Source organism: Pseudomonas syringae CC1557, assembly GCF_000452705.1.
GTDB lineage: Bacteria > Pseudomonadota > Gammaproteobacteria > Pseudomonadales > Pseudomonadaceae > Aquipseudomonas > Aquipseudomonas syringae_F.
The window spans coordinates 2,807,144-2,833,931 of record NZ_CP007014.1 but is presented as its reverse complement, the minus strand read 5'-3'; the positions used below and the strand labels follow the sequence as shown (position 1 = coordinate 2,833,931).

The window sequence follows — 26,788 nt, the reverse complement described above, 5'->3', positions numbered from 1 at the left end:
GTTCTCCCTGGCGGCCATTTCTGACCGCACCTGTCGGATGGTTTATGCAGCCGGAGTGAGTTCGATCATCACGCCAGCAGTGACCTTGTCGCTGGCAGAGTGCTTGACCCAGTTGGCGGACGAGCCGACAGCAGCGAGCGATGGGTTCGCACCGCCGGCAGTTTCCTTCCAGCTGTAACCCAGAACATCGATGTTCACGACGCCTTCGGCGCGGTAGCCGATGCCGAGGTTTTCTTCGTCGTTGACTTCATAGGAGCGGAAGCCAGGCGCCTGGGATTCGGTGATGGTCACGGCGCTTGGCAGCAGGCCGAAGATCACGTCAACCGGAGCGGTATCGGTAACCAGTACCGGCTTGCCCAGAGTGCCTGGCAGGCCGCCGTAGATCACGACACCCGCCTCTTCGTACAGCTTGTTGGTGATGGCTTCGTCGACGATGTCGAAGTAGGCGGAAGAGTGCATGACCCACAGCGCGATACGGCCGAATTTGTCACCGAACTTGCGCATGCCGCGAGTCAGCGTCTTCTTGCCGTCGGTCTCGATGCTGGCCTCAACGACCATTGCAGGGTTGGAGCCGATCGACGCGCGCAGTGCGGCAGTTGCGTACTGGACGAAGCCTTCAAGGGTTGCGTCGGCAACGTCCTGGCCGATGATCTGGGAGAACTCGTCTACCGGGCGACCGCGACGCTTGAATGCCTCTTCGGTCGTCTGGTAAGGGCCGTACTTCCACGGAGCCTTGACGCCGACTGCCTCACCTGCGCCGATTTTCTTGGCGACGACTTTGGCTTCGGAGTTCACATCGCGGTGATCCAGCGAACCTGCCAGCTTGTAGAAGGCACGCTTTCGGAAGTCACCTTCGATCAGCTCGTTGTCGAGGATGATTGCGCCGTTGGAGGACGCGTTGAAGATATCCAGGTTGTCCTGAACACGCTCCAGATATGCGGTCTGAGCCTCATCGTTGTAGATGATCAGATCGCTGTTCACAGTTGTTGCCATGGGTGAATCCCCTTACTTGGGCAAATTGAGGTATGCGGTTTGGCCGTGCTTGCGCTGGTAGTCGCGCTTTTGCGTGGCTGTCATTTCGGAGCGCTTCAGTGCAGCCTGGCCGCCACCCCCGCCCGGGGCATTCGTACCCGAGGCCCTTGGCCACAGGTGAGGAGCGCTTTCGCGCAAGGATTCCGCCCATTCGAGCGGGGTCAGAGGGGTCTTGCCGTCCTTGCCGAGGATGGTCTGACCAGACTCATCGACGGCGACCGCTTCGCCCTCCTCGTTCAGTGAGAACACGCCTTTGGCGCGAAGGATGATGTCGTCAGTTGCTTCAGGCAACGCGCCGGCTTTGAGGGCTGCGCCGCGCACAGAGTCGCCCAGGACCTTGCCCTGAAACTTGGCGGCAAATGTTTCAGCCTTCGTCGCGCGCTCGCTGATTGCCTTCAATTGCTTGTCATAGTCGCCTCGCAGACGCTCGGTGCGCTTGTTGAACACCTCGTCCACCTTGCCCTCTGTAAGCAGCTTGGTTTCCTCGTCCTGACCGGCGCGGCTCAGCAGCCCCTTGACGGCGTCGATGTCGATGCCTTCAAACTGGGTTTCAAACTGGGTCAGCTTGGTGGAGGTGTCTTTCAACTTCCCCAGCAGCTCGGTATTTTTGGTCTTCAGCCCCGAAACGGATGCTTCAACGGCAGTCGCGATAGCGGCCTTGATTGCCGGGTTTTCCAGGTCGATTTCGTTTTCTTCTGCCACGGTGATGCACCCCTTGGGTATGGTTGGCCCGCCTAACAGGCATGAAAAAGCCCCGCGATTGCGAGGCTTGGAAACAGGATTAACTTCCCTACCCGAAAATAGTGATTTGGGTAAAATGCGGCAGATATGCCCAAAACTAATGGAGGAGTTTTAATACATGCAATTTGAAACAATCAAACGATACTGCCGTAAGGGATACATCAGGGTAGCTGGACTCATAGCCGTTCTAGCGGGCCTCGCAACACTGTACGGGGTGATTCGCCCCGCAGGTCCTGAGCTAAATCCAGCATTCCTAGGTCGCTGGGAGAGCAAGTATCAATATCCAATTCCTGGAGGGACATTTACCTTCAACGGCGTCACCGAGTACTTCCGGAATGGTAAGTACAACGTTAACGGAACATTTGAATTCTCTGGCGAAGCCGCTGATAGGCCGTTTACTGCGGTTGTTCTCGCACGCGGCGTAGGGACATGGACAGCCACCGACGAATTCCTCACCTTCACACTGAATGGCTTACGCACTGAACCTGGGAGTTACAAGAGCGGCGACATTGAGATGCCGATTCCTTTGCTCGAGAAACTCACCGGCATTTCGCTGCCAGACATGAATAAGCACTATTTACCAGGCAACTCGGATGAGCTGAAAATTTTGTCGCAGGATCAAAAACAGATCGTACTTGAAGGCAAAGACCCTGCTGGAGCGCCATTTCTAGTAGTGAGTAATCGCGTCTCGAGGCTCTAGCGAATATCTAGTCGATTTTTGCACGCTCAAACGCTAGTGGTTCCAAAGTCTTCATCTGCTCCAACGTCAGCGGCTTAAAGTTGCGGTCGAGTTGCAGCTCAGAGAAGCGCTCAAGCGTCAGTCCACCATCACGAAACAGCTTGGCGCGGGTCGGGCCAAGCGCCTGGTCCTGAAAAGCTTCCGGTTGCAGCTTCAGCCAGTCGTAATAGCTCAGATCGGCCGCGACCTGGCCTCCGCCGTTCGGCCCCACCGAGGCGCGAGTAGCATCCTTGCTGAGGAACTTGGTCCATTTGGTCACGGGCACGAAGGTCGTCCGGCACCTGATGTGAAACGGTGGTCGCGGCCCAGAATCGACTGGAAAGCGGCGTTTATCCAATGACCTGCAGGTCTGGGTTGTCTTGCTGTCGAGCGTGGCGACGATCTCAATTTCGGCAACGACGTCAGGGTTGGCCTTGATGGTCTCCATCCGAGCCTGCGACGCTACATGCTGCACAGCCGTGTGCACGACTGCACTGGCATTGCGCTTGGTCGTTGCCAATATGCCGTCGCTGTACCCAGCAGCCTTGGTACCGCGAATCTTGCGGATGACCTGAAAGTTCGTTTGCCCCTCGAAGAATCCTTGCCTGATTGCACCACTGACGCGCTCGCGCTCGGTAGTTGCCCAGTCCTTGATGAATGGCTCCAGCAGCTTGCCGCCGCCGTTGTCGCGCACGCTGAGCGGGTTGTTAAGCACCGCCGAGCGGATAGCGCGTGCTGGCGGGACCACTGCATCAAAGGTGACACCCACAGGCGCGGACCGGGATAGCGCCGTCGCTTCGAACTGAGCCTCGTAGTTGGCCAAGTCGATCAGATCAAGATTCAGCGTCGTGGTATAGCGGTCGAAGATGCCGAGTAGAAGGCTGTCGACCTCGTCGAGCAGTTGGTTCAGCCGCTTGATGTTGTACTCACTCAGGTCGGCATTGGTGAGCTGCTCGCGCACCGCACGGTCGATCTCCTTGAGGAAAGGAGCGAATTTCTCGACCTCTCCAGCCTTCAGTTGCTCCAGAAACACCGAGTGCCGAATCGTGGCATCAAGCACCGCTTGGTTGACGGCCATCGTTTGAGTCCTCGTCGTCATCCAGACCAAGGTTGTCGGTCTGCTCCTGAAGCTCTCCGTCTATCTGCTTGTCGGTTCGCTCCGGTGCGATCAGCCCCAACTTGCGCAGGTATCCGCGCAGATCGGCCTTAGCGAAGCCGCCGCTCTGCCATAGCTGCACAAGCGCGGTGATCATCTGCGGGTCAGCGCTGAGCTCGACAAACTCTTGATTCACCAGATAAGCCGTCTTGCCGGTGACACCCAGGAACTGAGCGCACCAACCCAGCGCGCGGGTGTAGGCCTCGTTGACGTTGGATACGCAGATCGCGAGCACCGACGTGGACGCCGACTGGTCGCCTCTCGACTCTGTAGCCGTCTTTGCCGTCATCGACGACACAACCATGCGCGCGCCCAGCTCAATCATCATCTGGTTCTTGTCGGCCATCGCCTCTTTCACCAGCGTGTTGGGCTGGGGTTGGGCAAAGGCAAAGGTTTCGCCAGCTGGCACAGGGATCGGAGCGCGGGAGCCGACGTAAACGCCTTCCTTGCGGGCCATCTCGAGCCATTGGTCGTCAACGCCGCTGATCCACGGCTGAGCCTGGCCGCACCAGAACACGCTGTCCTCGTAATCAGCACTGTTCCGGTAATGCCCGAGGTTGATCATCGCGATGTCGTACAACGGCGACTCGTCAATGCTTGGGTCGTTGTTCTGGGCGCCGATGAACGTGAAAGGGATCTCCTTGAGACGTCCGCCCTTCCCGGCTGGCATGTACTCTTCCACAACCTCAAGAGGGCCACCGCCGCGCGGGCCTTTACGACGCCAGACGCGACAGACGTACAGTCCAGCCTCGTCCAGGGCCAGCTCGCGAAACTGCTCAGTGCACTTCAGCCCAAACCCATCTGGCTCTTCATTCATCTCACGCAGGACGACCATGATCAGCACGTTGTGGCCGTCTACCATGCCGGTGCGCCAGTTGATGACGTCTTCAGCCGTGTAAGTGAGGATGACCGAATGTCCACCGATGCCGCTGTCTTCGTGGAAGTCCACGAACAGACCATGACGACCGGTTTCCAAGACCTTCTCAAGCGAGCCTTGCGACTGCTGATAGATACTCACACCTGCGCCGTTGGCATTGTTCTGAAGGTATTCGAGATTTTTCGGGACCGTCAGCGTCGGGTCTTTGTGGAACGCCAAGCCAATCAGCCCGTTTCGGGTATGACCGGTGGCGTTCTTGAACACCGCGCGCTCGCGGTACGCGTTGTTGCGCTCTACGTTCTCTTCTGACTTGTCGTGCCGGTTGATGTAAGGCAGCCGATCAACAACACGGTGCTGACCGGCGCAAACGTCCCGGACAGTCAGCCAGCGATCCAGCGCCTCAATGTATTCGGGCCGCTTGAAGGAAACGTCGTTGTTCATCGGGCGTATCCCAGGTTGAGAGAAGCGACCGGTTTCACGATCGGGAATTCTTTGTGAATGAAGTAACCACCGGCGTCGTTTGCGTGGTCATTGCCTTGCGACTTGTCCGGCTCACCGTTTGCGGCCCATATCTGCTGCTCCAGGCCATCCGCGTATGTCGGGCAAGTAAATGGGTTCACCAGGTAGCGCCGCTCGCCCTGAGCGTTGCTGAACATGGCATTCATCGCGTTGATACGGTCTTTCACTGGCGGGTTGGCCGCAGGGGCGATCACCGTGAAGCCTGCCTGCTTGAGCATGGCGATATCCGTGACGCTGGCATTGACTGACTTGCGCGAGTCGCCGGAGGCGTCTGGGTAAACCCTGATTTCGCAGGACTTGATGTATTTATCGCCATCGTGGCGCCAGTAGCGTTCCTTGATGCGCCGGATCATGTCGGGCGTGTCGTAGCCGTCCATGAACTCGTCCACGGCTCGGGGCAGCCCCTTGTCACGCTTCACATGCGTGATCGCTGCCATCTTGCCGACGTTGAAGTCCATGCCGATGAACAGAGGCTCACCAGCCTGCACCGTGTCGAAACACTGGTTCAGCTTGCGGTCGTAAGCGTGGTAGATCGACCCAGACGTCAGGTTGACGAATTGGCCGTTCAGGTACGCCCTGATCAATTGCTCTGGGTACGACTCCATCAGCGAAGGGATGTAGTCGTCCGGCAGGTTCAGCTCGTTGTCAAAGGTGCTGGCCTGGATAAGGCCATACATCTCCTTGAGCGCCGGCTTGTCGCGCAGCTGCTTTACGAACTGCAGGAAGACGAACTTGAAGCCTTCCGGTGTCGTGGTGACGTCCACGCCGTTCTTCAGGCCGGGCAGGTTGTAACGCATTCGCGCGATGATCTTGCGCCAGGCCTGCTGCGCCTTGATCGACGTCAGAACGTCCAGCTCATCGACAAGCGCATGCCCGACCTTGAAACCGACAATGGTCTGCGGCTTCTCCATCGACCTACAGATCACGGTGCCGCGATACTGCCGACCGCTGTAGATGTGAACCTCATGGTTCGCCTGGTTGATCTTTGTTTTCAACCCCCAGTCGTAGGCCACCTCTTCCATAGTCGGATAGAAGATGTCCCGGATCTGCGGGTAAGTCGGCGCGAAGTAACCGGCGTTGACACCCGGCCACTCCATGAAGTGCTTGCTCAGCGCCGAGCAGCCGACCCAGGTCTTCCCAGAGCCGAAACCGGCCACGAATGCACGAAACTTGTGGGTTAGCAGCAGAAATTTCGATTGCGGGACGTTAAGGCTGGGCATCAGGCTTCCTCGCGTCCACTACATCGACCTGGATGCGAGTCGGAATCGCTGGCTCGTCGCCCGGCTCATCCTTGCGGTGACGGTTGACGTACATATCGCCTGATTCTTTGGCGGCCTGTTCAAGGACCTGTAGGGCCAGTGCCAGGTTGCGCATGCCTTCTGCCTTCTCAACAATCCTGCCGAGGGCGCGCAGCCGATAAGCACGGTTGGCGATCGGAATCTCAGCCGTGTCTTCACGGAAACGCTTGCGTGTGTCGTGAAACAGGGTCACCCATCTAGCCGCAAGGTTCACCCCGGCACGCTTGGTAGGGTCGTGCGACTCACACAGCTGGCGGGATATCTCAATGCTGAATTCTTGTTTGACCTGCTCTACGACTTGCGAGGGGGTGTCGAAACAAGCCAACGCCTGAACGATGAAGCTCTTCACCTCATGCTTCAGGGCTGCCATAGGTTGGATTCCGTCTAATGCCTGTCAAATTTCAGGCCGACTTGAGCAGACAGGTTCCGCAGGCCCTCGATATATTCAATTTACCTACCTCAGCAGGCTTGTTTGCAGCGTCAACCAGCAGCTGGACATCCGGGCTTGCCCCATAGCGACGGACCACACCGACGAACTCTTCGACGTCGTGGCCACGCATCTCAAGCTTCGGTAATCCGTCTTGCCTGAACTTGGGTGTGCCGTACTGATCCGCCGCTTGGGCGATGTGGTAAAGCTCATGCTCAACCAGTGCGCAGAAGTCTGCATCGCTGCACTGTGAGCAGTAATCGGCGGCCAGGGTGATGATGTAACTCGGTACGAAGCCGAACCAGTCACGCATCTGCTGCTCCATCCTTGCCTTCTGCCAACCCCCAGCACGGAACGCGACCTGTTCGGCCTGGCCCAGCACTGTGCGCCCCTGCTTCGTGAATGCAGATGAGGCCCACATGATGCAGATGTCAGCATCGATCAGATGGGCATGGTCCTCGTTGTGAATGCTGCCGGTATCGGCAAGGATCTCGGTTTGTATCCACTTCCATACGCCTTTGGCTGGAACCAGTCGCATGAACACGTCGGACTCATCAGACAGCTTCAGCAGCTCGGCCGGAGGATTTGGCCTGTTCATGGCGCCTCCCAGTCGGGTTGCGTGGCTGTCATAGAGAAATCTCAGAAAACGAAGGTTATATTGAAATAGTGGCTGGTTGTCGGTATTGGTGAGAATCAATCAACGCAAGGAGAGCAACATGCCCATTATCCCCTACTCAAACTACGGAAATGGCGACGATGAAGACAAGCGCATCATGGCCGTTAACGCGGCGCTTGAACTGATCCATGCTCGCGTTAGCACTTCAAGCGTTGGCGGTTTACTTGAGGGCGAGATGAGCCGCCTATCCGATTACGCGGACCAGATACAGGCAGCTATCAAAAAACAATGATTTGCTGTGCCGCACTAACCCCGCGGCACACCCTCAGTCATCAATATCCAGCAACACATCAATCAGTTTCTGCTCACCCAGGCGCATAGCACCCAGGCATTGCAGGTCGTCACACTTCGGGCCAAGGCCGAATACTGTCACCTCACCCTTCGGTCCGATCAGCGTCAATACGCCTACCGTGCACTCTGGATGCTCACCCGCATCGAGGTCGTCAGCAATCTTGCGCAGGGTTTTCGCGGCATCACGCCACCCCTCACGCTTGAGCTCAACAATCTTCATGCTTTACTCCACTGTGCAGCGCGGCCAGATCGACCGGGCAAAGGCAAGCGCGCCTGCGTGATCGAGGTCGCACTCAAGAAGGATCATCGGGAATGGTTTGTGGCCGGGTGTCATGACCATCCAGTTCTTCTTGGTCATGATCACTCACCATCGCGAGGGGTAACCGTTACTCGTCCGCGCAAGCGCCGGGTGTAGACCTCTTCACGGGAAGGCCGCTTTGCTCTCACAGGCCTGGGCGCGTAGACCACAATGCCAATAGCCGTATCGCACCAGAGAACATTGTCGATCTCATTGCCATTCACGAACACGCGTCTGAGACCACGGCCGTCTCCGGCACTGTGGAAAGTGGGATGAGGCATGGTCACTCCGTACCGCAGCGGGTTTTCAGATAAAGGGGTCGGCTGGTTTGGCGATGGAGCGCACAAACCACATGAACCCTTGCTGAAGATTGGTCTTAGCCAGAGCCAGTACTCGGGGATCAACACCTTCAATCTGGCCGATCTGCTTGAACAGCTCGCCGGTATCAGCCTCCAAGGCCTTGATCGAGTTCATGCCGTCGATCTCCGACTGGCTTAGGTCGCGGTAGCCGGTGATTTTCTTGTGCTGGTTATCCATGATCTTTCCTCTGTGGTTCGCGCCACGAAATGGCAGTGCCTGAATTTGTGGCGCGTTACGGAGCGTTCCGCTCCAGCACCTCGTTGACCTTGTCGGCGGCCTTGCTCGCTGTGTCTGCGGCCTCCGTCGCCTTGCCTGCGGCGTCCTCCACTCTTCCTGCTGCCTCGGTAGCGGTGTTGGCGAGCTTGTTCAGGCGCATGTCACGCTGCTTGGTGGCCTCGTCGTATCCACGGCGAACCTCCGTCACCTGTGCGGTGTACCAGCTGGACAGCCGCCACTCGGCAACCTGAAAGCCCAGCATCGCACCACCGGCAATCAGCAGGGTCGCCATCAGCCATACCTCGACTCGTCTCCACCAGTGGCGGGCGACGAAATTGATTGCGCATCTTTCCATCAGTTGAGTCCTCCCAGGCGCGAACGCAGTCGAGCTATCTCGTCACTCTGCGTGGTCACCTTGTCAGTGAGCTGGGCCACTTGACTGGTCAGGGCTTCGATCTTCCCTTCCATGCGGCCAACAGCTGCGGCGAGTTCGTTGCGCTCTTTGGCGAACTGGTCAGATCGGGCCTCGGCCTCTTTGCGAGCCAGGCGCTCAGAGTCGAGCAGTTCGTTCAGCCGGCGGACGGTGCCGATATCAGCGTTGTCCATGGCGCGGTCGGTCGCATCCCTGGAGAGGAATTTCCTCAGCCACAGGAAGCCACCCAGCAGGATTGTGCCCGTACCGCCCAGCCAGGTAGCTGTGCCTGGGCCGAGGTCGGTTGGGTCCATTGCTAATCCTTGAAAATGAAAAACCCGCTCGACGGCGGGTTTTTGCTTAACGAATTTATTTATGGAAGTGTTTTTACCCAGCGGGAGGCCGGCACAAGTGGACCAACGTCTAATCGAGTCATACCGGACACCAGCTCCCTGATCAACTTCAACTTAAATGTTACTCCAACAACATGGTCGTCTCTTACCCCAACCAAAGCATGATCCCCATAAAAACCAAATATGACCTCATCGCCAGAAATCCAATATGAGGTTTGGTGAGCTGCAGAATGCTGTCCAACCTTGTAAAAAAGGCCCAAAAGTAGCAAAAGCGTTACGCTAATAAAGATTAGCCTTCTGGAAAGATCCGCATAATCTTTCCAGTCATCAACGCTTGTATCGGCATCGCTGACTACTGGTTCATCTTTAATCTTGAAGGGTTTTAAATCTCTCGACATTCCGTATATCACCCCAGACGCGAAAACTGAGCCAAACCCCCACCAGCCTGTCGGTGTTAGAGAGTAGTAAGCAGCTATCCCGCAAGTAAAAGAGATTGCTAAGAAGTATTGTCCTATCTGAGCCCACCCTCGAAGATATCTTGTTCCAAAAAGTATTAACAGATTTAATATAAGGATAAAAAGAATTTCTAATGAATTACCGATTATCGAGCTAAACCCGAAAGAGGTCAGCTGAACAAAGCCACTTGGCGCATTGAAGTATTCAAGCCTACCAAGCTCAATCATCGCGTTAGAGACGTAAACGATAGGGCCAAAAAGCGCTAAAAAGGGAAGAGTATTTCCAAAAGAAAGCTTGGACGCGGCCATTTTTGATCCTTCAAGAAAAAGCCCGGACGTTTGCCGGGCTTTTTTTTACTTCCTAGGTAAGTTGCCGTAGGCAAAATACTCAATATAGCGAAATCATGCCGTCAGCCGTGCGGGAAGTCAAGCGGCTTCTCGCATCTGGTAGATAACGGCACCAATCGGGCTCAAAGCCATGCGATCCAGGTCCTCGCAGCACTCGAAAGAAAGTTGGATAACCGGCTCCCAATCGCGAGCCCAGGCACAGGATTCAATGCGAATTCCGTACTCACCCATCAACCACGAACGGAACGCCTCCGGCTTGATCAGCGGATCGTCATTGGCCGACTGCCCGCCTTGGTGCATATAGCGATAACGGCGCATCACGCCTTTCACTACATACTCGAGCTTTTCCCGCTTGCCGGCCGTCATGCGCTTGGACTTCGACATCACCATGCCGAACACAACGCCTTCTGCTGCCTCGTTGATGTCATCGTCGCGGTTGGCGGCATACATGTATTCACCGAACACTCGCACTTGCGGGTGAAGCTTTGCGATTACTGACTGGATGTGGCCCGCCAAGGCGCTATGCATCGCATGGTTGGCGGTCGGACCACGCTCGGTGCTTTGCACCACTACTCCGAGTTGAACGACGTCAGAGGACTGGCCAGGTGCTGGAATGTAGGTGCAGTCATGCCACGCCTGACGTGCCGAGTGGATTTTCATGCTGCTTGCCCCTTTTTCAATTCTCTTGTCAGTGCCCGGTACTTGGCTGTCAGGGCTTTCAATTCTTCGATGGTGCACTTCTGCGGCTCGTGCGGTCCCTCTAGCCATTCCACGTTGACAATGCCGATACGGCGTACCAGCTCAGCCCGGTAATTCACCAGATCCCCGGACTTGTGCGTGTTGCACGGAGCGCACTGCCTCCACACGTTGAGCGGTTCGAATCTCAGGGCCGGGTGACCACCGACGGACCGATAGTGCCCGGCGTGCCACTGGCCGTTGTGATGCCGTCCGCAGCTCACGCATGGCTCGCCCATATCACGATGACGCACCCACTCGTTGAACGCCTGCTGGGTGTCCTTCATGTGGTCGCTGCGGGACTTCAGTTTCTCCTTGCGGACCTTGATTTCTTTGCGCTCGATATCAGCCAGCGCCTTGCGAGCCTGCGGAAGGTTCTCGGCGGGCATGGCAATGGCGCAGGCTGGTCCGCAGACCTTTTGCCCGGGGCGTGCCGGCCGGAACAGCTCAGCGCAGTGGGCGCACTTCTTGGCGCGTGGCGTACGCTGGGTTATGCCACTGGCCTTGAGCGGCACCTTGCGTTGCAGTGAGGTGCGCTTCATGCAGCCGCCTCACCGATCAGATCACCGAAAAAGACGCCCAGCGCCGTGAATTCGGTCAGGATGCGGTCGGTGTACGCGATGCCCTGGGCGCGATTGAACAGGCTGGTGACCGGGAAACCATCTGGCCCCAACAGCTTGTTGTCGCCCATCAGATCGAGCTTTTCCTCGTAGGTCAGGTGCTTGGTCGTTCGGTGCCAAGCTGCACGGTAGTCCTCGTCCTCGTTTATCAGTATCTGAACGCCATGGTGCAATTTGCAGTACTTGCGCGCCTCGCTGGCGTCGCCGATCTGGGTCATCTCGGAGATTCGCTTGTAAAACGCGAACCACAGCGCGTTCTGGTCGAGCGTGCGGTCCTTGCCTGGGCGCAGGGACACGACGACGAACTTTTTGTCGCGGAACATTGCCGACATACGTGTGATGGCTTCGGTGAGCTTGGATTGACAGTTCACGCTGATTTTGTCGGTCATAACTCCGCCCTCTTCAATTGCAATTCCTCGGCCTGCTGCTGAAGCAGCGCGAGGCGTTCGGCCAAATCATTGGCGGCCTTGATCTTCAATTCGTGCCTGCGCTTGGCCGAGGCCTTGCTCATTTCGCGCATGCTGTCTTTCACAGCCTTGAGCTTTTCGCGAACGTCCGGGCTTGGCTTGGCAACCTGGCCGGTGATCAAGCCAGCAATGGCCTGGCCGTCCTGCGTGATGGGCACCACGTTCAAATCGGCCAGGTACAACTGCCCGCGCTCTTGCGGGATGCGCTGCATCTGCACGGCTTTGGTGATGGCCTCAACACGGCGATTGGCGTCGAAACCGACTGAAACGCGCCAGCTGACGCCCTTTTGATCATTGCGGGCCTGGCTCACAAGTCGTTCGTAAGCGCTGATGAAGGCCATGCGTGCGCCGATCTTGTCGCCAGCATCGAGAACAGGCTTCGCGGCGGCCAGAGCGAGCTGGATCTCGTCGGTAAGCACCACCGTCTCGTATTCGTCGTGGGTGGTCATGGCGATGGCCCATGCCTCGTCCTTGCCCGGGCGGCCGTCGGAAGACTGGACGCGCTGAAGGATGTCAGCCATGGCCAACTTTCCCTTCACTTCGAAACGGCAGGCCTTCAGCGCGGCTTTGACGATCGGCACCGAGTAAGCACAAAGGTCTTCGGCCATGATCGCTGCCGTGCCGGGATTCATTTCCTGACCCATGGCTTCAGCGGTTGCGCAGATGGCGGCCGCCAGTCCTGCGACCTGCTGATCGTTCATTTCAGAGGTATTCATTGCGGTCACCTGCTTGGCGTTTGGCCAGTACCATCTGGGCGGCCTGCTCCGCTGCGGATAGATTCGCCTCGGTCCTTTCCATCTGGCGGGCAGTAGTGCCGTTGACGCGTTGACCGGTTACCCACTGGGTGTGATAACTCTCTGCGTTTGCCAGCAGCTCGTTGAGGCTGTGGCATTTGCGCAGAACGGCAGCATCGCTGGTCTTCAGGAAGTGGGCAGCGACGTGGTGAGCGACATCAGCGCCGAGACGGTCGACCAGTTGGCCGAGCTGGCCGCCGACCTTGGCGTTCCACACCGGCCAGGCGCTGTAACGCTTGCGGTAGGCCATCGCGTAATTCGCCCAGACCTTGAAGGTTTTGCAGGTTCGATCTTTCGGCCCAGGCATATCGGCCGGAATCTCAACTCGTGGAGGCTGGAATGGCACGACCTGCCCCGTCACGACCTCAGCGGAAGCCTGGGGCGTAATTGGTTCAATGACCGGTTCTATGACTGGTTCAGAAGAGTGACTGATTCTGGGTGCAGCTCCTGCACTACCCCCTAGTGCAGCAGATTCACTAGGGGGTGCATCTGCTGCACCACCCTGGTGAATCTCCTGCACTACCCCTGGTGCAGGAGGTGCACCACCATCAAGGGTCAGAAAGTAGACATTTGAAGAGTTACCCTTCGGTCCACCCTTACGGATTTCCTTGCGCAACAGTCCCGCATCACACAGAGCAGTGATGTGATTCATGACAGAGCGCTTGCTGATCTCACACTGGTCAGCGATGTGCTGGTAAGACGGCCAGCACTCGCCTATATCGCTGGCGTTGTCGGCCAGTTTGATCAGTACCAGCTTACGTAATGGGTTGCCCACGCGAAGCTTCATCGCGGTGACCATGAGTGTCATGCTCATGCTGCACCTCCAGCGGAAGCGCGGAAATCAATCGTCTGCACGCCTTTCCAGCTGTTGCAGGACATGCAGAGGGTTTGGAGGTTCGCCATCGAAGCTTCGCCGCCCCGGCTTTCAGGAATAACGTGGTCGGCCCTCAGGCGAAAACGCGCCGCGCAGCCGCATCGCAAGCACACATAACCATCTCGCTCGAAGACCTGCGCGCGCAGACCGGAAGGAATAGGCTTCTTTTTTGTCCTGCGCCGAGGCGGAAGAACTGCAGGTTGATAAGCGGTGGCGTAGCCCATGCGGTTCGGGTTCCACTCACAGCCTTTTTCGGTGAGTCGAAAGCATTCGGTGCGTAGCTCAATCAAACCCGCCTCTTCCAGAGCCTTCAACATGCGGTAAGCGGTATCAGGCTTGTCAGTGAGCAGCGGAAGCTCCTCGATGATCTTCGCTTTGCTCAGCGCAAAGAAAATCCCGCCATCGGTCTTGATTGGCTTGGTCCAGCTGGGGCACCCATAGACGAAGGCAAACAGCAGGGCCTGCTGAGAGTTCAGCCCCCATTCCAACGCCTTCACCTGGTTAATCGTGACGGTGTACTGCATATCAGGACTTCCCGACCTTTTTGGTCCGGCTCATCAGGCAGCCTTCAGCGATTCGCGAAGCACCTGAAGCGCGTCGATCGCTTCTTGAATGGCTTTGTCGCCTTGGGCTTTTTCGTGCTGGCTGATGTGGTTGTCGATGGTGGCGTCGTAGACCAGGCGCTTTACGTCACCCGATTCGGCGGCGAGATGTGCCAGGGCTGCAAGCAGTGGCTTCGGTGCTGGCCGCTGGCGTGCAACGACATCGCAACCGAACTCGTCAGCAAGTGCTTTCAACGGTCGCAGATCATTCGTGTGCAGCAGAATCCCGAACAGGTGCTCAATGGTCAGGTGATGAGCATCGTTGTCCGGGTTGGCGCGCTGGAGCAGGCTCACGTGAGCAACGCCCATTTTCGCTGCCAAGCTTTTGGCCTCGTTTTCGAGGACGGCGCTCTGGCAGGACCGCAAGAAATTTTCCATTCGTAAAACCTCGATTCTGTTTCCGTAGTGCCTGGCGTTGAGGCAGGGCAATATCTGTTCATTGACGCGGCGGACCAGCGACATCTCATCAGCCATTTAGGCCAGCGGCGCGTAGCTGATGAAGGGGTTTAAGCGGCTGATTTCTGAATGGCTTCTTCGTACAGGGTCTCAATAGCTTTCCCTGTCTCGTAGCGAACCCCGGCACCCTTACTGGCCCGGTGAATAGTTGGCTGAGTGGTCTCAGCTTTTTCGGCGATCGCCTTCTGGGAAAAGCCCATGGCGAACAAGCCGGTAAGCATCTGTTGAATCGTCATAGGTGCCTCCAATTCGGCGACGTATTGAACCAATAATACGCGTACGTATTGGAACAGGCAATACACTCCCGTAATACGTTTTCTTATTGGTGAAAAATGCATATCGGGGACCGAGTCTTCTCGGAGATGAATGCTCGCGGCTGGAGCGAGGGCGAGCTGGCGCGTCAGGCTGGCGTCACGCAGCCGACTATTCACAGGATAATTACCGGCGAATCAAAATCCCCTAAGCGTGAAAACATCGAGAGGATTGCGAAGGTTTTGCGTGTTCCGAGCAAATGGCTCTGGGACGGCGGGCCGCGACCGGCCTCAGAATCAGCAGAGCAATCCAATGTCGCTCACGTTGATCAGCCACCGCGCATGTACCGCTACCCTGTAGTGAGCTGGGTAGCTGCTGGTGCGTGGTCCGAAGCGGTTGAGCCCTACGCGCCTGGTGCCTCTGATGATCACGAGATGTCTGACTACAAGGCTAAAGGCCCGGCTTTCTGGCTGCTGGTCAAAGGAGACTCGATGACGGCGCCTACTGCCCCTTCGATTCCTGAGGGCTCCCAGATCCTTGTAGACACCCAGGCAGACGTGCGCCCTGGACAGCTTGTGATAGCCAAGCTGGCCGGGAGCAATGAGGCAACATTCAAGAAGCTGGTAGAAGACGGTGGCGTCAGGTTTTTGAAACCGCTGAACGCGGCGTACCCTACGGTACAGTGCGCGGACGATTGTAGGATCATCGGTGTGGTGGTCAGAGCGCTGACGAAATTTGCATGAAAGCCGAGCCATATGGCGCGGCGGGAATTCGTAGGAGTACCAGTCATGGGATTGACGAAGCCGAATCAACAATTGGCACGCGACCTACAGGGCCTCGCCTCTGACTTGAAATGGTCGGCCGTGGAGTTGCTGCGGATCGTCGAGCGATTGAGCCTGGCGGGTAACGAGGCTGATGCCCAAGCCGTCCTGAAGATGATCATTTTGTTCCAGGCCGACGAGGACAAGCTGGCTGGGTATGTAGATGAGGTTAGGCAAGGACGGATTGTACGGGAACGATCTGAGTAGCCGGGTCATCTGGTTCATCATTATGGAATGTGAAATGAATGTCTTTAGAGTTTCGGTCCTGATAGTCGTTTCCTTTATTGTCTCAAGCTGCGCCAGCAAGCCAAAAACTGAATACGAAAAGAAAATCGAAGCACTCCCAATGCCGGCGACGGAAGCCGAGCGAGTTGAGCAATGTCGGGCCGTTCAGGATCTCGCAAGATCGGCTTTTATGGACGACGCGCTTCACCACGCCCAGCGCACAGACCCTGGCCCTGGCTTCCCGATTTACGATGAGTCAGTGTATCCAGCGCTTATGCGACGCCATCATGCAATGAATTGCCCTAGCTTTAATTTGCTAAAGTGATGAGCGCATGGCGAGAACAGCACTTCTGGAGCAAGGCCGGGGCCATTGCCTGGCTGGCGTTACTCATGGTGATTCCCGGCGCTTCCGACTCGGCCTGGCTGGGCGGAGGATCATCCGGCCGCAAGCGCGTCTTCAGTCCGGGCTTCGTCGTATTGTGCGTTTTCGTGGCTGTGATTGAGCTGATAGCGCTGAATCACTTCTACGGTATGCGGGTGCGGTAAAGGCTGGACGGATTGTGCAGTTGTGGGAATAATTTGGGCATGATTCTGTTTGGGGGGAGGCGTTTTTCTGTAGCTCATCTCTGCTGACCCGGCAATCGGTTTTATTGATGTTAACGAGAGATGGAATGCTCATGAAAAGACCGATTATGGAGCCCCGACTTGTAGGGGCAAGATTTAGCGACCACACAATTCCTCTGGAATTGCTTAAAGACTTATCCGTCCTTGAAGAATTTTTAATCGCCGTAGCTAAGTGGAAATATGTCCAAGATAACGATCGGATTAGAACGCCAAAAGGGTTTACAGCCCCGCTGAGCTTGGCCCTATCAGCCGTAAATCCTGGGAGCGCTAAAGCTGCAATTGCCATCGAATATAATGACCCTTCCGCAGGATTGTTTCCCGCAGCGAATGAAGATTACTTTTTCAGAGCTGCAGAGGCAATTGGGAATGCTATTGATGCCGCAGAGCGGAACGAAGATATCACGCGACATCTACCTACCAACCTTTTGGGCTATTTTGATCGCTTTGGGCGAGGCCTGAGGGAGGGAGAAATTCTGGAATTTTTCCCTGGTCGCGAGAGGCCAGCTAGACTTTCCAAGCTAACCCGGAGAAGGCTTCTACTCGCATCAGAGAATGAGATTCTCACTGACGAAATTACAGTGAGGGGGCTGGTTTCCGAGCTCGACTTGGACAAGATGAGCTTCGAGCTTCAAACAGCAAATGGGAGAAAAATTGCCGCAGGGCTTGACGCTATTCATCTGGACGTGATCCTTGAGGCCATGAACGGTTACCTGTCGGGTGTAAGGGTCTCGGTGTCTGGTATTGGTCGATTTGATCGAAATGAACGTCTAGACTCTTTCGATATGATTGAGGACGCAGCCATCATCGAAAGCATCGACCCTCTTGCGAGGCTGGACGAACTGAGACTACTCCGACCAGGTTGGTTGGACGGGATCGGCCGCGTTCCTGCACGCGCTGATTTTGATTGGTTGGAAATTTTTTTTGAAGAATCCTATCCATCCGCTCTGCCTGTCCCTTACCTATACCCCACAGAAGAAGGCGGCATTCAGCTTGAATGGCGGACGGGAAATCAGGATTTGAGCCTGGAAATTTTATTTCCGGACCGATCAGCAGAACTACACGGACTGAATACAGTTACCTTTGAGGAAATCTTCCTTAGGCTATCACTGAACGATAAAGATGATGTTGCCGCTTTGATCGAAACTATTTCTCAGGCGGCTAAAGGAGAGATTTAATGCAGGAAGAAACTCATCTTTTGAGGCAGATAAACCCAAGCTTTATACAAGACGGAAAAATTACATCCCAAGCATTCAGCCCAACCCCTAAGGACGAGCTGAAACTATCTTGCTACGATGGCGACTTAATTGAAGCACCTGCTGCCTACGTTCATTTTGTTGAAGGGCTTGGACTGAAGTCTACAGGAGTGCTCTCCGTAACGATGGATGAGTGCTCAAACAACGGCCTGCAAGTAAGACCGGATCCTGAGCCGTTCCCAGAGCACGCTATTATAGATTTCAGTGGTTACAGCCCCAATGATGTCAGGAGAAAAGCCAAATTGCTTAGAGCCGTTGCAGAGCAAAGAGGATGGTTATTCAAGCCATAGCCCCTAACGCTGGCCCCGCATCGGGCTTTCTTCAAGAAGAAGTTCATTGCGCCGATATCCTTGTACTGCATCTCGCAGTGCAAGGAGGCTCTATGAAAAAGATAGCTATCGCTGGGCTCATCGCACTACTTTCATTCGTTTCAGTTTCTGCCTCAGCATGCCCCAAGGGCACGCATCCAACTGGCGGTACTGGCTCTCACCACAAAGGTGGGACCTGTAAGTAACAGGAGCCCGGCCCTGCGCCGGGCTTTTTCATTCTACCTGCTACCCTTTCCTATCTGACCGGTACGCAATCGAGCAGGCTTTGCTGCCAGGACTACAGCGACGCCGCTTCTATCCCTACCAGCCTTAGCGATTCGGCCAGAGAAGGATCGAGCGCAACCTCGCCAGTTGTCGAGGCTGCCTGATTGATTCCTACTGTGCGGTATTTGAGAACCTTCCCAGCAAGCATCTGCTTGAGAATATTCTTGGCCTTATCGCCGCCTGCGATGGTGTAAGGGCTCATCATCTGTGTGGCGTTGATCATGGCCTGTTCTTGTGCGTTTTTGACGATGGCAGCCTGCTCGGGGGGCAGGTTCAGAACGTACTGCGGCGCAGCAGGCATTAAGCTCACTGGCGTCTCCTGTGGCGTGATAGTCCAAGCTTCGTTTTGATCGATCCGCAGCTGCACGGTGCCTACAGGGATCTTAAACCTGCCGCCAGACATGACGCCTACATAAACTTGCCCGCCCTCTTTTCGCACAACCGGGTAGAATTTCAGCGTACTTGTAATAATGCCGCTACTCGTAGAAAAGTCCCCGGTCGTCACCATCATGGTGGTCTTGTCAGTGAATTCGTCAGTGCTGCCAGTGGCTTTCCATACAGCCCCAGAGGCACATCCGCCAAGGAAAAAAGCGAACACAGATAAGGCGATAATCCGTTTCATTTCCAACTCCAAAATTTTAGTTTGAGGATTGTATCAGAGCGGCATTAATTCCTAAGGCTCGTAACTGAGCGGGCTTCTTATTCAGCCTACGCTTACCTTCCTCTTGGATGCAGATAGAACGCTGAGCGCCGCAGCCTCATCTCCGCTTTCACCTCAAGTATAAGCCCGACGATATCGCGGATCGTAACCAGTGCGGTCGTATCGATACCTGTGAAGGTGAACTCTTCCGTCTCGGTGACCGGGTTGGATATCCGGATCGTCATCAAGCCTGCCGAGACGAAATCGCATACGCATTTCATCGGCAAAAAAGCAGCCTCAATGATAGGCCTCAGATCCATGTTGGAAGTCATTCGGACCATCCTTGTCGCAGGCCAGGAGAATTCCTGAGGCCTACATCTCGCGGAGTGTAGTCGGGAAACTGGATACTGCGGGCATTATGCCTAATGCGCCTTCAGTGCCCTACTCGCCCTTGCACAGCCTGCCCCTGTTCGATCTGACCCGACCTGCCGCTGAGCGGGATTTTGCGGTGGCGGATCGTCGGCCGCTGTTCGCCTGCATGGTAGAATCCCAAATCATTCAGGGAGAGCTGGCGATGCGTAGTTTTGGCATTTTTGTTTTGATTGCGGGTATTGCGTGTCTGATCTATGCCATCGGCATGGATATATCGGTGCCTACCGGCTTGGGCAGAGTCAATAACCTGGGCCTGATGTCCGACCGATCAAACTTAACGCTCACGGGCGGGATCATCACGATCGCTGGCTTACTGATGGTGATCTTCGGGCGCAAAACGTCTCAGCCCGTGCCCCAAGAAGCTGTGGATACCCGGGCATGCCCTTTCTGCGCCGAGACAATCAAGGCTGCTGCTGTGAAGTGCCGGTTCTGTGGTGCCGATGTAGAGGCTGCCGAACCAACGGCCTTGGTACATGGATGGGTCGTGCGCATACCTTGTAGGCCTGGTCCCGATATAGAGCGCGTTGCCACATTAATTCATGCAGCAGGCTATCCCATGCTAGAGCCGGACGGCTCGGTCCTAAGCGTCGGCGCATATGCAAACAAGCAAGACGCCACCGCTGCTCGCAAAGCGCTGGGTATGAAGCTTGCGCTCCATGGAGAAGTATTTTGGGTGAAGCCCGCCGCATAGCCACTTCAATCTTGCAATGAAGCCCGCCTCCGAGCGGGTTTTTTTGTGGGCGCGCAAAAAATAATACGCTAACGTATTGACTGCATTAATACGCCTGCGTATTGTTCGCCTATCGAGACGTAACAGCCCCTGAACAGGCCCAGCGGATCGAGTCGCTCTTTAACAGCCTGCGCAACAAACAACAGACCGCATTGCCTCTACCGGCGACCGGCGATCAGACAGCCCCGAAAGGCTGCCCACGACAGGGAGAACCCTGTACGGCTGACGATGGTGAAACGCCTTGACCGAGTGAATGACCTGGCAAGCAATGTGCCCCGCGAATCCCAGCGGCAGAAGGGATAGATACCGAACTGAATTAGCGCTCCGAGCTTCGGCTATGAGGATCGCCGGACCTCATGCGATGTACCTTAAAACTCAACCAGGCACAGGGCTGCACGTCGCATGTTGTATATGCCCGACGACCACACCAGCAACGCTGATCGAGCTGCTGTGAACAGGGAAGCCCGCCGCCACACCACGATGCCGAAACCTGCAATCAGTGAGCGGGGATTAGGAACCAGAAGCAACCACACCGCTGACGCAGTACCCCGGCCTGTCGCCAGTAGCGAGGCCGGGATTTCACCGATTGGCCTTGGCACCAGGGCCAGACGGGAAATCAACCGAACCCGCACGGAGCAATGAATAATGCAACAAACCCTTGAGCAACTTCTGGCCGAGCGCGTCAGCACCTACGCCCTATCAGATCGCCCTCGCGAGCTGATCGATGAAGGCATCGACAAGATGTTTAAAAGTGTCGTCGAGGATGCTTTCAGGTCCTACGGCACCATCGGTGAGTCAATCAAAGCCGCGGTAAAAGAAGCCTTTCCGGCAAATGTCACGGACATGTTCGAGCTTCAGCGCTACAACGCTTTGATCGCTAATGCATTGCGTGAGCGCTGGGAGGCTTCCGGTATGGAATCGGCGATCATAAAACAGGCCGACACATCCATCACCGAGGTATTGACCGGTGAAGGCCTGCTAACCGGTGAGATTTCGCTGAAGGATTTGCTCGAAGCGTTCATTGACGAGCACAAGGAAGAGGCCGCTGAAGAGCGGTGGAGCGCGCCTGAGATTCGCATCACTGAGGATGACAGCCATTCTCGCAAGTTCTACCACATTTACTTCGACCCGCAGCCCGAGGGTGGTAACCGGTACAGCCTCGGCAGTGAACGACGCAGCGATTACGGCCTGAAGCACAACCTGCAAGTGATGGTTGAGGGTGAGCGAGAAACTGGCGACCGCTGGAGGCCGAAAGTCGAATTCGGGAAGGTATACAGCGCACAGCTCGCCGATAAGAAAATTTCGGTAACGATGAACCTGCGTACGAAATGGGAGCGGATTCTCGCTTCGCTTTATTTTGGCAATGCCGTCCTGTTGATCGATTGCGAGGAAAGCGATTTCTCTTACGGTTTCGACGACTGAACGACCAGCGCCAGCGTCAGCCTGACGAAAACTGCCCGAACCCTGTCATAGCGCCAGGCTGCATCGGAGTGTGATCTGCAGCGGAGCAAGGCACCTGACTCGTAATCAGGCGAGCCACTGAGAACGGTCGGCGTAGTACGGCCGCAGGCAAAGCCAGAGGTGACGACCTCGCGTAGATCACACCCCGATGCGGATGAGTACACACCGCGAAAGCGGCCCCCTGCGTCAACCCTTGGGAATCAACACGGCGGTGCAAGTCCGCGCTGGAGACGTAACCAGCAAAGCAGATGCGGCGTTGAAAGCTGGGTTGAACGCTTCGGCGGCCCTGGAGAAACGCGGTTAATAGGCTTCAGCTTTAGCTGATTGCTCCTCCGAGCGGTCGTGCCGAAAGGTTCCGCTCTCGCCGGATTCGCGCCCGGCCATCTGCCCTCCTCCATCCCGCGAACCTCTCCGACTGAACCCTCTCCGGTGCCTGTATGGCCTCTAGCCGTTCTTGAGTGTTCAGTCGAAGAGGTTCACTGCTCAAGGAGCATGAAGATCATGGCTCGAACCAAATACACAGTTGAAAAGGTTCTGTATTTCGCCAACCAGAAAAGCACGCTCCACGTTGGCCCGAACGAAGAGAAGATCGATTCAGACCTTCACAGGACGGTTCAGGCTCTCGTTGAGAAAGGCGACATTCACCTGTGTGGGACAGACGACTCTGGCGAGTATTTCAAAACCACCAAGTCAGGCGAAATTCATCTTCTGAAATTGCAGATCGCATGGCGCAAAGCTCATCAGAAAGACGTCGCCGACCACCAGGCGGCACTTACCTTGCTCACCGCATAACCCAGCCCCTGGAGGCAATCATGAACGCAGCAGCAAAGGTGTTGCCTCTGCCGGGCGCGCCAGTAAAACAACTGACGCCCGCCGAACGACTTTGGGTTGCCAACAGCGCACACGCTCTGGTCCACGGAGACGACATCAAGTTCAAACGCCGCCTGCAGGATCCTCAAGGCGTGACATTCGAGCGCTTTCTGATCGCGGTCGACGAGTTCGCCATGGAGAAGCTCGGCGCATCTGGTGCGAGCCAGTCAGCGCTGGGGCGACTGGTCTACATGGCCAAGTTCGGTTCACCCGCCTGCACCAGAGAGGCAGCAGACGCCGTGTTGAACTGCCCCAACCCTAAAGATGCCCTGTTCGAAGTCGCAGAGGGCCTGCTTCGGCCTTTGGCGGCAGACGGCGTGATCGCCCAGCGCGAGGATGAAGAGCTGTGAGCCCGCACATCCTGATCGACGAGGCGCTCGAAACCCTCAAGCACCCAGCCAGCACACGCGGCGAGGTTGTTCTGGTCCAGCAGATGATCACGAAGATGATGACCGACGAGCTCATCACCCTCGAAGAGTTTTCCCACTACTGCAGTCGCCTGCTGAGGCACTGCCAACAGCGCAAGGAGGCGGCATGAGCCAGCCAATCGTTAAATCCCTCATCGATGAGCAACTTGACGAGGTGAAAGCACGCGCCCAGGTTCGGGGAACGATCACCTACCCCGTCGGCATGCGAGTTGCTGACCTGCCCTACCCGATCAAAGCTGACTGGCTCAAGCGTCGGCCGATGGGTGCGCGGCAATGACCCGTAAGCAACGCCAGCTCCGTGTTTACACATGGCGTGGTTCGTTCGTAATGCTGGCCCTCGCAACCGCTTGGATGCTCGCAAGCGCCTACGCATCGCACATCACTCAGTAAGCCCTTTTTATCCAATCGCAGCGCCCGCATGGAGCGCGAGGATTTCCTATGTCCGCAAGAAACGTTGCGTCCGTATCGCACGATCAAAATTTGCATGTGCTTCCGCATGCGGCCACCTCGACCAGCGCCTTGGTCCTGGACGGCGACAGCCTGGACAAGATGATGCGCCTGGCTGAAGTAATGGCCACCGGGCGAGCAACGCTGCCGAAGCACTTCAATGGCAATTCCGCCGATTGCCTGGCCGTCGTCATGCAGGCCATGCAGTGGAGGATGAACCCCTTCGCCGTCGCACAGAAAACCCATCTGGTAAACGGCGTGCTGGGTTACGAAGCGCAACTGGTCAACGCCGTGATCACAACCTGCGCACCTGTCGTGGATCGCTTGCACTACGAGTGGTATGGCAACTGGGAAAAGGTGATCGGCAAGTTCGAGATCAAAAAAGGGGACAAGGGCGAGTACCGCACTCCCGGCTGGAAGCTTGCCGACGAGGAAGGCCTGGGCGTGAAGGTCTGGGCGACGTTCCGCGGAGAAGACGAGCCGAGGGTACTGGAGCTGCTGCTGGCCCAGGCGCGTACACGCAACAGCACGCTCTGGGCCGACGATCCTCGACAGCAGCTCGCGTACCTGGCAACCAAACGCTGGTCCCGCCTCTACTGCCCGGACGTGATTCTGGGCGTTTACAGCCCAGATGAGCTGGAGGAAAGCGCCCCTCGGTACCGTGATGTTTCGCCGCAACCTGAGCAGCAAGGGTCAGAGCTTCCCGCCTACGAGGACGACAAATTCAAAACGATGCTTCCCAAATGGCAGGACGGTATCGACACCGGAAAGACCGACACCGAAAGCCTGATCGCCTTCTTGGAATCGAAATACACCCTCAGTGCCGATCAGATCGACCGAATCAACCAGATGGCTCCTATCGCCGGAGAAACCGCATGAAGACGCATAAAGTCACCCAGGGCAGTGCCGAATGGCATGCTCTCCGCGCCAACTATCGCACCGCCTCTGAAGCTCCGGTGATGATGGGCGCATCCAAGCAGATGAAGCGCACCGAGCTGCTTCACGCCAAAAAGACCGGTCTGGACCGGGACATCTCTTGGTGGGTCCAGAAGTACTTGTTCGATAAGGGGCACGAAGCCGAAGCGCTGGCCCGTCCGATTCTTGAAGGTCGAATCGGCGAAGACCTGTTCCCGGTTGTGGGCACCGAAGGCGACCTGCTGGCCTCCCTCGACGGCTGCACAATGATGGGAGAAATCCTCTTCGAACACAAAATGTGGAACGAGAAGCTCGCCGCCGACGTGCGTGCGGGTGATCTGGATGCGCACTACTACTGGCAGTTGGAGCAGCAACTGCTGGTGTCCGGTGCCGAGAAAGTGATTTTCGTTTGCTCGGACGGGACCGAAGACAACTTCGTCTCGATGGAGTACTTCCCGGTAAAAGGCCGGGCGGCGAAGCTGGTCGCCGGCTGGAAACAGTTCGAAGTCGACCTTGAAGCGTATGAGCCAACGGAGGCTGTGGTGGAGGCAGTTGGAAAGACCCCGGACGCGCTGCCAGCCCTTCGCATCGAAGTCACCGGCATGGTCACGGCCAGCAATCTTGAACAGTTCAAGGCCCACTCACTGGCCGTGTTTTCGGCGATCAACACTGACCTGCAGACCGACCAGCACTTCGCTGACGCAGAGAAAACAGTGAAGTGGTGCGGCGAGGTCGAGGAGCGCCTGGAGGCGGCCAAGCAACATGCGCTGAGCCAGACGGAAACCATCGACGCCCTCTTCCGCACCATCGACGAGATATCGGAGCAGGCTCGACGCAAACGCCTTGAGCTGGACAAGCTGGTGAAAGCTCGCAAGGGGGCCATTCGCGACGAGATCGTCCTGAAAGCGAAGGCAGCTCTGCGCGATCACCTGGACAAGATCAACACTTCGTTCGGCGGCAAAGTGCGGCTGCCGGAGATCCCTGCGGACTTCGTCGGCGCGATCAAAGGCAAAAAAAATATCGCCAGTCTGCGTGACGCCGCCGACTCTGAACTGGCCCGGGCCAAGATCGAGGCCAGCCAGATCGGCGACGGTATCCGCGCCAACCTGGAAAGCTTGCGCTCGCTTGCCGTGGATCATGCGTTTCTGTTCAACGATGCTCAGCAGATCGTGCTCAAGAACCATGATGACCTGGTGGCCCTCATCAAGGTGCGGATCAACGAGCACAAGCAGGCCGAGGAAGCGAAAGAGCTGGCGCAGCGTGAACGTATTCGTGCTGAAGAATCAGCGAAGCTTGCGGCTGCGGCCGAAGCAGAGCGAGTCGCTGAAGCTGAAAAAGCGAAAGCCAACGCGCCCGACCCGCAGGCCGCTGAGGCACCAAAACCGGTGGAACAACCAGCTCCGAGAATGTCCGCCGTCGCCCCATCCGCCAAGGTGCCGCCCAAGCCTACAAAGCTCGAAGCGAACGTCACCGACCTTCATGCGCTGGTGAAAGCCGTCTATGAGGGCCGGGCTCCAATATCGGTACTCACCGTAAACTGGGGCGCGCTGGACGACCTGGTCCATATTCAAGGCGCTGACTTCCAAATGGACGGAGTAACCATCACGCAGGTGGCAGCATGATGACTACCGAACTGAGCGCCATCCAGCGCAACAGCGTCGAATCGGCGCGCCTGGCTGCATTGATGGCCGCTTACGAAAGCCGTGGCGGGGAGATTCAGCAAGTCGGCGTATTTGAGCTTTCACACAAGCCGCCACGCAAGGACTGGATCGACCCGGCCACGGTGCTGAATCGCAAGCCTCCGGTCATGAGTCGTCGTGAAAGGAACGCGCTGCGCAAAATGGCGGCCGAGATATGAAGCGCCGCAAGCAAAACAACTGCTTTGCCCGCGCCGAACGCAGTTGTCGCGCCCTACTCAGCACCAACCACGTCGCCGTGGTGAACATCGACCCAAGCGGTTTGCAGGTCATGGTGAACTGGAAGAGCCACAAGCAGATCCGCACCCTGGCCATCGCGAACGCCCTCTTCGACTTCTCATACCGATGGACGATCTACATCAGCGCCATGTGTCGAGACGAGCGCGGTGCTGAGTATGTGAAGTCCGTTGAGATATCGCCCGAGGGCCTGCACAAGGTCGACCGACTCACTGATGCCATCGAGCATTACTACCTGGAGCTACGCGGCACCTGTAACCAGAACCATCTGGTGGCGTCTGGCTGGATTGCGATCCCCGCCGAGGTTTCGCTCGACGAGGCTCAGGCCGCGAAGCTGTTCTATGCGGCCGGGGCCTGGCATCAGGTCAAGGCAGCATGAATCGCCTGCAAAGCCGCGTCCGCCACGGCAGACGCCAGCATCACATTCACTTGCCGCCC

42 protein-coding genes and 1 pseudogene are annotated in these 26,788 nt (G+C 56.7%); 18 read left to right on the top strand and 25 right to left on the bottom strand.

The features are described 5' to 3' along the window. Positions 1–42: 42 nt before the first annotated feature. Complete coding sequence (locus tag N018_RS12970) at positions 43–993, bottom strand: major capsid protein (protein ID WP_002553404.1); 951 nt, start codon at positions 991–993, stop codon at positions 43–45. Between the two features lie 12 nt (positions 994–1,005). Next, entirely contained in the window at positions 1,006–1,734 is a 729-nt protein-coding gene (locus N018_RS12965; RefSeq protein WP_010430535.1) for a hypothetical protein, read from the bottom strand. 157 nt (positions 1,735–1,891) lie between these two features. Here N018_RS12965 and N018_RS12960 point away from each other — a divergent pair, with 157 nt between their 5' ends. Next, positions 1,892–2,473, top strand: a complete 582-nt coding sequence (locus N018_RS12960) for a hypothetical protein (protein ID WP_025389873.1) — start codon at positions 1,892–1,894, stop codon at positions 2,471–2,473. 7 nt (positions 2,474–2,480) lie between these two features. Here the strand turns inward: N018_RS12960 and N018_RS12955 are convergent, their stop codons facing one another. Genes N018_RS12955 through N018_RS12935 form a run of 5 tightly spaced genes read right to left on the bottom strand, consistent with a single transcriptional unit; the run spans position 2,481 to position 7,366 of the window. Further along, positions 2,481–3,569, bottom strand: coding sequence for a minor capsid protein (locus tag N018_RS12955; protein ID WP_025389872.1), 1,089 nt, complete (start codon positions 3,567–3,569; stop codon positions 2,481–2,483). Beyond that, positions 3,544–4,965: a DUF4055 domain-containing protein gene (locus N018_RS12950; RefSeq protein ID WP_025389871.1), complete on the bottom strand. Its 1,422-nt coding sequence runs from the start codon at positions 4,963–4,965 to the stop codon at positions 3,544–3,546. Before N018_RS12950 ends, N018_RS12955 begins: the two co-directional genes overlap by 26 nt. Next, positions 4,962–6,263 carry a terminase large subunit domain-containing protein gene (locus tag N018_RS12945; RefSeq protein WP_025389870.1) on the bottom strand — a complete coding sequence of 434 codons (1,302 nt, stop codon included), beginning with the start codon at positions 6,261–6,263 and terminating at the stop codon, positions 4,962–4,964. The genes N018_RS12950 and N018_RS12945 overlap by 4 nt, the downstream gene beginning before the upstream one ends. Next, positions 6,250–6,711 carry a DUF2280 domain-containing protein gene (locus tag N018_RS12940; protein ID WP_025389869.1) on the bottom strand — a complete coding sequence of 154 codons (462 nt, stop codon included), beginning with the start codon at positions 6,709–6,711 and terminating at the stop codon, positions 6,250–6,252. Before N018_RS12940 ends, N018_RS12945 begins: the two co-directional genes overlap by 14 nt. 31 nt (positions 6,712–6,742) lie before the next feature. Next, on the bottom strand, positions 6,743–7,366 hold the full coding sequence (locus N018_RS12935; protein WP_025389868.1) for a putative metallopeptidase: 624 nt from the start codon (positions 7,364–7,366) through the stop codon (positions 6,743–6,745). A 118-nt stretch (positions 7,367–7,484) separates the two neighbouring features. Between N018_RS12935 and N018_RS12930 the strand changes: the two genes are divergently transcribed. Then, the gene (locus N018_RS12930; RefSeq protein ID WP_025389867.1) at positions 7,485–7,676 is read left to right on the top strand and encodes a hypothetical protein; all 192 of its coding nucleotides are present in this window, start codon (positions 7,485–7,487) and stop codon (positions 7,674–7,676) included. A 33-nt stretch (positions 7,677–7,709) separates the two neighbouring features. Here the strand turns inward: N018_RS12930 and N018_RS12925 are convergent, their stop codons facing one another. The 16 genes and pseudogenes from N018_RS12925 to N018_RS12865 all read right to left on the bottom strand — a co-directional run bounded on the left by N018_RS12925 (position 7,710) and on the right by N018_RS12865 (position 14,961). Then, on the bottom strand, positions 7,710–7,955 hold the full coding sequence (locus N018_RS12925) for a hypothetical protein (RefSeq protein WP_025389866.1): 246 nt from the start codon (positions 7,953–7,955) through the stop codon (positions 7,710–7,712). A gap of 3 nt (positions 7,956–7,958) precedes the next feature. Continuing rightward, positions 7,959–8,093 (bottom strand): hypothetical protein, encoded by a 135-nt coding sequence (locus N018_RS28285; RefSeq protein WP_267872191.1) that lies wholly within the window; start codon positions 8,091–8,093, stop codon positions 7,959–7,961. Between the two features lie 2 nt (positions 8,094–8,095). Next, complete coding sequence (locus N018_RS26505) at positions 8,096–8,314, bottom strand: hypothetical protein (protein ID WP_080274838.1); 219 nt, start codon at positions 8,312–8,314, stop codon at positions 8,096–8,098. Positions 8,315–8,339: 25 nt separating this feature from the next. Further along, complete coding sequence (locus tag N018_RS12920; RefSeq protein WP_024691598.1) at positions 8,340–8,570, bottom strand: Acb2/Tad1 domain-containing protein; 231 nt, start codon at positions 8,568–8,570, stop codon at positions 8,340–8,342. Positions 8,571–8,625: 55 nt separating this feature from the next. Continuing rightward, complete coding sequence (locus N018_RS12915) at positions 8,626–8,964, bottom strand: hypothetical protein (RefSeq protein WP_025389865.1); 339 nt, start codon at positions 8,962–8,964, stop codon at positions 8,626–8,628. After that, a complete protein-coding gene (locus N018_RS12910; protein WP_025389864.1) occupies positions 8,964–9,335 on the bottom strand; it encodes a hypothetical protein in 372 nt (123 codons plus the stop codon). Before N018_RS12910 ends, N018_RS12915 begins: the two co-directional genes overlap by 1 nt. A 59-nt stretch (positions 9,336–9,394) precedes the next feature. Then, complete coding sequence (locus N018_RS12905) at positions 9,395–10,138, bottom strand: hypothetical protein (protein WP_025389863.1); 744 nt, start codon at positions 10,136–10,138, stop codon at positions 9,395–9,397. Between the two features lie 117 nt (positions 10,139–10,255). After that, positions 10,256–10,837, bottom strand: a complete 582-nt coding sequence (locus N018_RS12900; RefSeq protein ID WP_025389862.1) for a hypothetical protein — start codon at positions 10,835–10,837, stop codon at positions 10,256–10,258. Further along, positions 10,834–11,454 carry a recombination protein NinG gene (locus N018_RS12895; protein ID WP_025389861.1) on the bottom strand — a complete coding sequence of 207 codons (621 nt, stop codon included), beginning with the start codon at positions 11,452–11,454 and terminating at the stop codon, positions 10,834–10,836. The genes N018_RS12900 and N018_RS12895 overlap by 4 nt, the downstream gene beginning before the upstream one ends. After that, on the bottom strand, positions 11,451–11,921 hold the full coding sequence (locus tag N018_RS12890; protein WP_025389860.1) for a hypothetical protein: 471 nt from the start codon (positions 11,919–11,921) through the stop codon (positions 11,451–11,453). Before N018_RS12890 ends, N018_RS12895 begins: the two co-directional genes overlap by 4 nt. Next, the gene (locus N018_RS12885; RefSeq protein ID WP_025389859.1) at positions 11,918–12,715 is read right to left on the bottom strand and encodes a hypothetical protein; all 798 of its coding nucleotides are present in this window, start codon (positions 12,713–12,715) and stop codon (positions 11,918–11,920) included. The genes N018_RS12890 and N018_RS12885 overlap by 4 nt, the downstream gene beginning before the upstream one ends. Further along, entirely contained in the window at positions 12,702–13,607 is a 906-nt protein-coding gene (locus N018_RS12880) for a helix-turn-helix domain-containing protein (protein WP_025389858.1), read from the bottom strand. Before N018_RS12880 ends, N018_RS12885 begins: the two co-directional genes overlap by 14 nt. Continuing rightward, a complete protein-coding gene (locus tag N018_RS28585) occupies positions 13,604–13,780 on the bottom strand; it encodes an HNH endonuclease (protein WP_418903479.1) in 177 nt (58 codons plus the stop codon). Before N018_RS28585 ends, N018_RS12880 begins: the two co-directional genes overlap by 4 nt. A 24-nt stretch (positions 13,781–13,804) precedes the next feature. Further along, positions 13,805–14,191 (bottom strand): annotated as a pseudogene (locus N018_RS28040) (phage replication protein); the annotation flags it as partial. A gap of 33 nt (positions 14,192–14,224) precedes the next feature. Continuing rightward, on the bottom strand, positions 14,225–14,647 hold the full coding sequence (locus tag N018_RS12870) for a phage regulatory CII family protein (RefSeq protein ID WP_024683701.1): 423 nt from the start codon (positions 14,645–14,647) through the stop codon (positions 14,225–14,227). 128 nt (positions 14,648–14,775) lie between these two features. Further along, the gene (locus tag N018_RS12865; protein ID WP_016567845.1) at positions 14,776–14,961 is read right to left on the bottom strand and encodes a hypothetical protein; all 186 of its coding nucleotides are present in this window, start codon (positions 14,959–14,961) and stop codon (positions 14,776–14,778) included. Between the two features lie 96 nt (positions 14,962–15,057). Between N018_RS12865 and N018_RS12860 the strand changes: the two genes are divergently transcribed. The 6 genes from N018_RS12860 (at position 15,058) to N018_RS12835 (ending at position 18,190) form a co-directional block, all read left to right on the top strand. Continuing rightward, positions 15,058–15,720, top strand: coding sequence for a LexA family protein (locus tag N018_RS12860; protein WP_025389856.1), 663 nt, complete (start codon positions 15,058–15,060; stop codon positions 15,718–15,720). A gap of 45 nt (positions 15,721–15,765) precedes the next feature. Further along, entirely contained in the window at positions 15,766–16,005 is a 240-nt protein-coding gene (locus N018_RS12855; protein WP_025389855.1) for a hypothetical protein, read from the top strand. Positions 16,006–16,039: 34 nt separating this feature from the next. Continuing rightward, positions 16,040–16,348: a hypothetical protein gene (locus N018_RS28375; RefSeq protein WP_025389854.1), complete on the top strand. Its 309-nt coding sequence runs from the start codon at positions 16,040–16,042 to the stop codon at positions 16,346–16,348. Further along, positions 16,348–16,569, top strand: a complete 222-nt coding sequence (locus N018_RS12845; RefSeq protein ID WP_025389853.1) for a hypothetical protein — start codon at positions 16,348–16,350, stop codon at positions 16,567–16,569. Before N018_RS28375 ends, N018_RS12845 begins: the two co-directional genes overlap by 1 nt. A 131-nt stretch (positions 16,570–16,700) precedes the next feature. Continuing rightward, positions 16,701–17,822, top strand: a complete 1,122-nt coding sequence (locus tag N018_RS12840) for a hypothetical protein (RefSeq protein ID WP_025389852.1) — start codon at positions 16,701–16,703, stop codon at positions 17,820–17,822. Then, the gene (locus tag N018_RS12835; protein WP_025389851.1) at positions 17,822–18,190 is read left to right on the top strand and encodes a hypothetical protein; all 369 of its coding nucleotides are present in this window, start codon (positions 17,822–17,824) and stop codon (positions 18,188–18,190) included. The genes N018_RS12840 and N018_RS12835 overlap by 1 nt, the downstream gene beginning before the upstream one ends. A gap of 316 nt (positions 18,191–18,506) precedes the next feature. Here N018_RS12835 and N018_RS12830 read toward each other — a convergent pair whose 3' ends face one another. Continuing rightward, on the bottom strand, positions 18,507–19,115 hold the full coding sequence (locus N018_RS12830) for a hypothetical protein (RefSeq protein ID WP_025389850.1): 609 nt from the start codon (positions 19,113–19,115) through the stop codon (positions 18,507–18,509). A gap of 92 nt (positions 19,116–19,207) precedes the next feature. Beyond that, positions 19,208–19,465 (bottom strand): DUF1652 domain-containing protein, encoded by a 258-nt coding sequence (locus N018_RS12825; RefSeq protein ID WP_025389849.1) that lies wholly within the window; start codon positions 19,463–19,465, stop codon positions 19,208–19,210. 104 nt (positions 19,466–19,569) lie between these two features. On the opposite strand from N018_RS12825, the gene N018_RS25750 reads away from it, so the two are divergent. From N018_RS25750 to N018_RS12775, 10 genes are all read left to right on the top strand, one after another. Then, positions 19,570–20,256 (top strand): hypothetical protein, encoded by a 687-nt coding sequence (locus N018_RS25750; RefSeq protein WP_051476173.1) that lies wholly within the window; start codon positions 19,570–19,572, stop codon positions 20,254–20,256. Positions 20,257–20,940: 684 nt separating this feature from the next. After that, on the top strand, positions 20,941–21,717 hold the full coding sequence (locus N018_RS12815; RefSeq protein WP_038401247.1) for a hypothetical protein: 777 nt from the start codon (positions 20,941–20,943) through the stop codon (positions 21,715–21,717). Between the two features lie 540 nt (positions 21,718–22,257). After that, on the top strand, positions 22,258–22,548 hold the full coding sequence (locus N018_RS27765; RefSeq protein WP_025389846.1) for a hypothetical protein: 291 nt from the start codon (positions 22,258–22,260) through the stop codon (positions 22,546–22,548). Between the two features lie 20 nt (positions 22,549–22,568). After that, positions 22,569–22,976, top strand: a complete 408-nt coding sequence (locus tag N018_RS12805; protein WP_025389845.1) for a hypothetical protein — start codon at positions 22,569–22,571, stop codon at positions 22,974–22,976. Continuing rightward, positions 22,973–23,164 carry a hypothetical protein gene (locus N018_RS12800; protein WP_016567834.1) on the top strand — a complete coding sequence of 64 codons (192 nt, stop codon included), beginning with the start codon at positions 22,973–22,975 and terminating at the stop codon, positions 23,162–23,164. The genes N018_RS12805 and N018_RS12800 overlap by 4 nt, the downstream gene beginning before the upstream one ends. Further along, entirely contained in the window at positions 23,161–23,331 is a 171-nt protein-coding gene (locus tag N018_RS27760) for a hypothetical protein (protein WP_038401243.1), read from the top strand. The genes N018_RS12800 and N018_RS27760 overlap by 4 nt, the downstream gene beginning before the upstream one ends. Before the next feature lie 161 nt (positions 23,332–23,492). After that, positions 23,493–24,380 carry a recombinase RecT gene (recT, locus tag N018_RS12790; protein WP_025389844.1) on the top strand — a complete coding sequence of 296 codons (888 nt, stop codon included), beginning with the start codon at positions 23,493–23,495 and terminating at the stop codon, positions 24,378–24,380. Continuing rightward, positions 24,377–26,038 (top strand): YqaJ viral recombinase family protein, encoded by a 1,662-nt coding sequence (locus N018_RS12785; RefSeq protein ID WP_025389843.1) that lies wholly within the window; start codon positions 24,377–24,379, stop codon positions 26,036–26,038. The genes recT and N018_RS12785 overlap by 4 nt, the downstream gene beginning before the upstream one ends. Further along, positions 26,035–26,274: a hypothetical protein gene (locus N018_RS12780; RefSeq protein WP_038401240.1), complete on the top strand. Its 240-nt coding sequence runs from the start codon at positions 26,035–26,037 to the stop codon at positions 26,272–26,274. The genes N018_RS12785 and N018_RS12780 overlap by 4 nt, the downstream gene beginning before the upstream one ends. Continuing rightward, positions 26,271–26,729: a hypothetical protein gene (locus tag N018_RS12775; protein ID WP_025389841.1), complete on the top strand. Its 459-nt coding sequence runs from the start codon at positions 26,271–26,273 to the stop codon at positions 26,727–26,729. Before N018_RS12780 ends, N018_RS12775 begins: the two co-directional genes overlap by 4 nt. Positions 26,730–26,788: the final 59 nt, after the last annotated feature.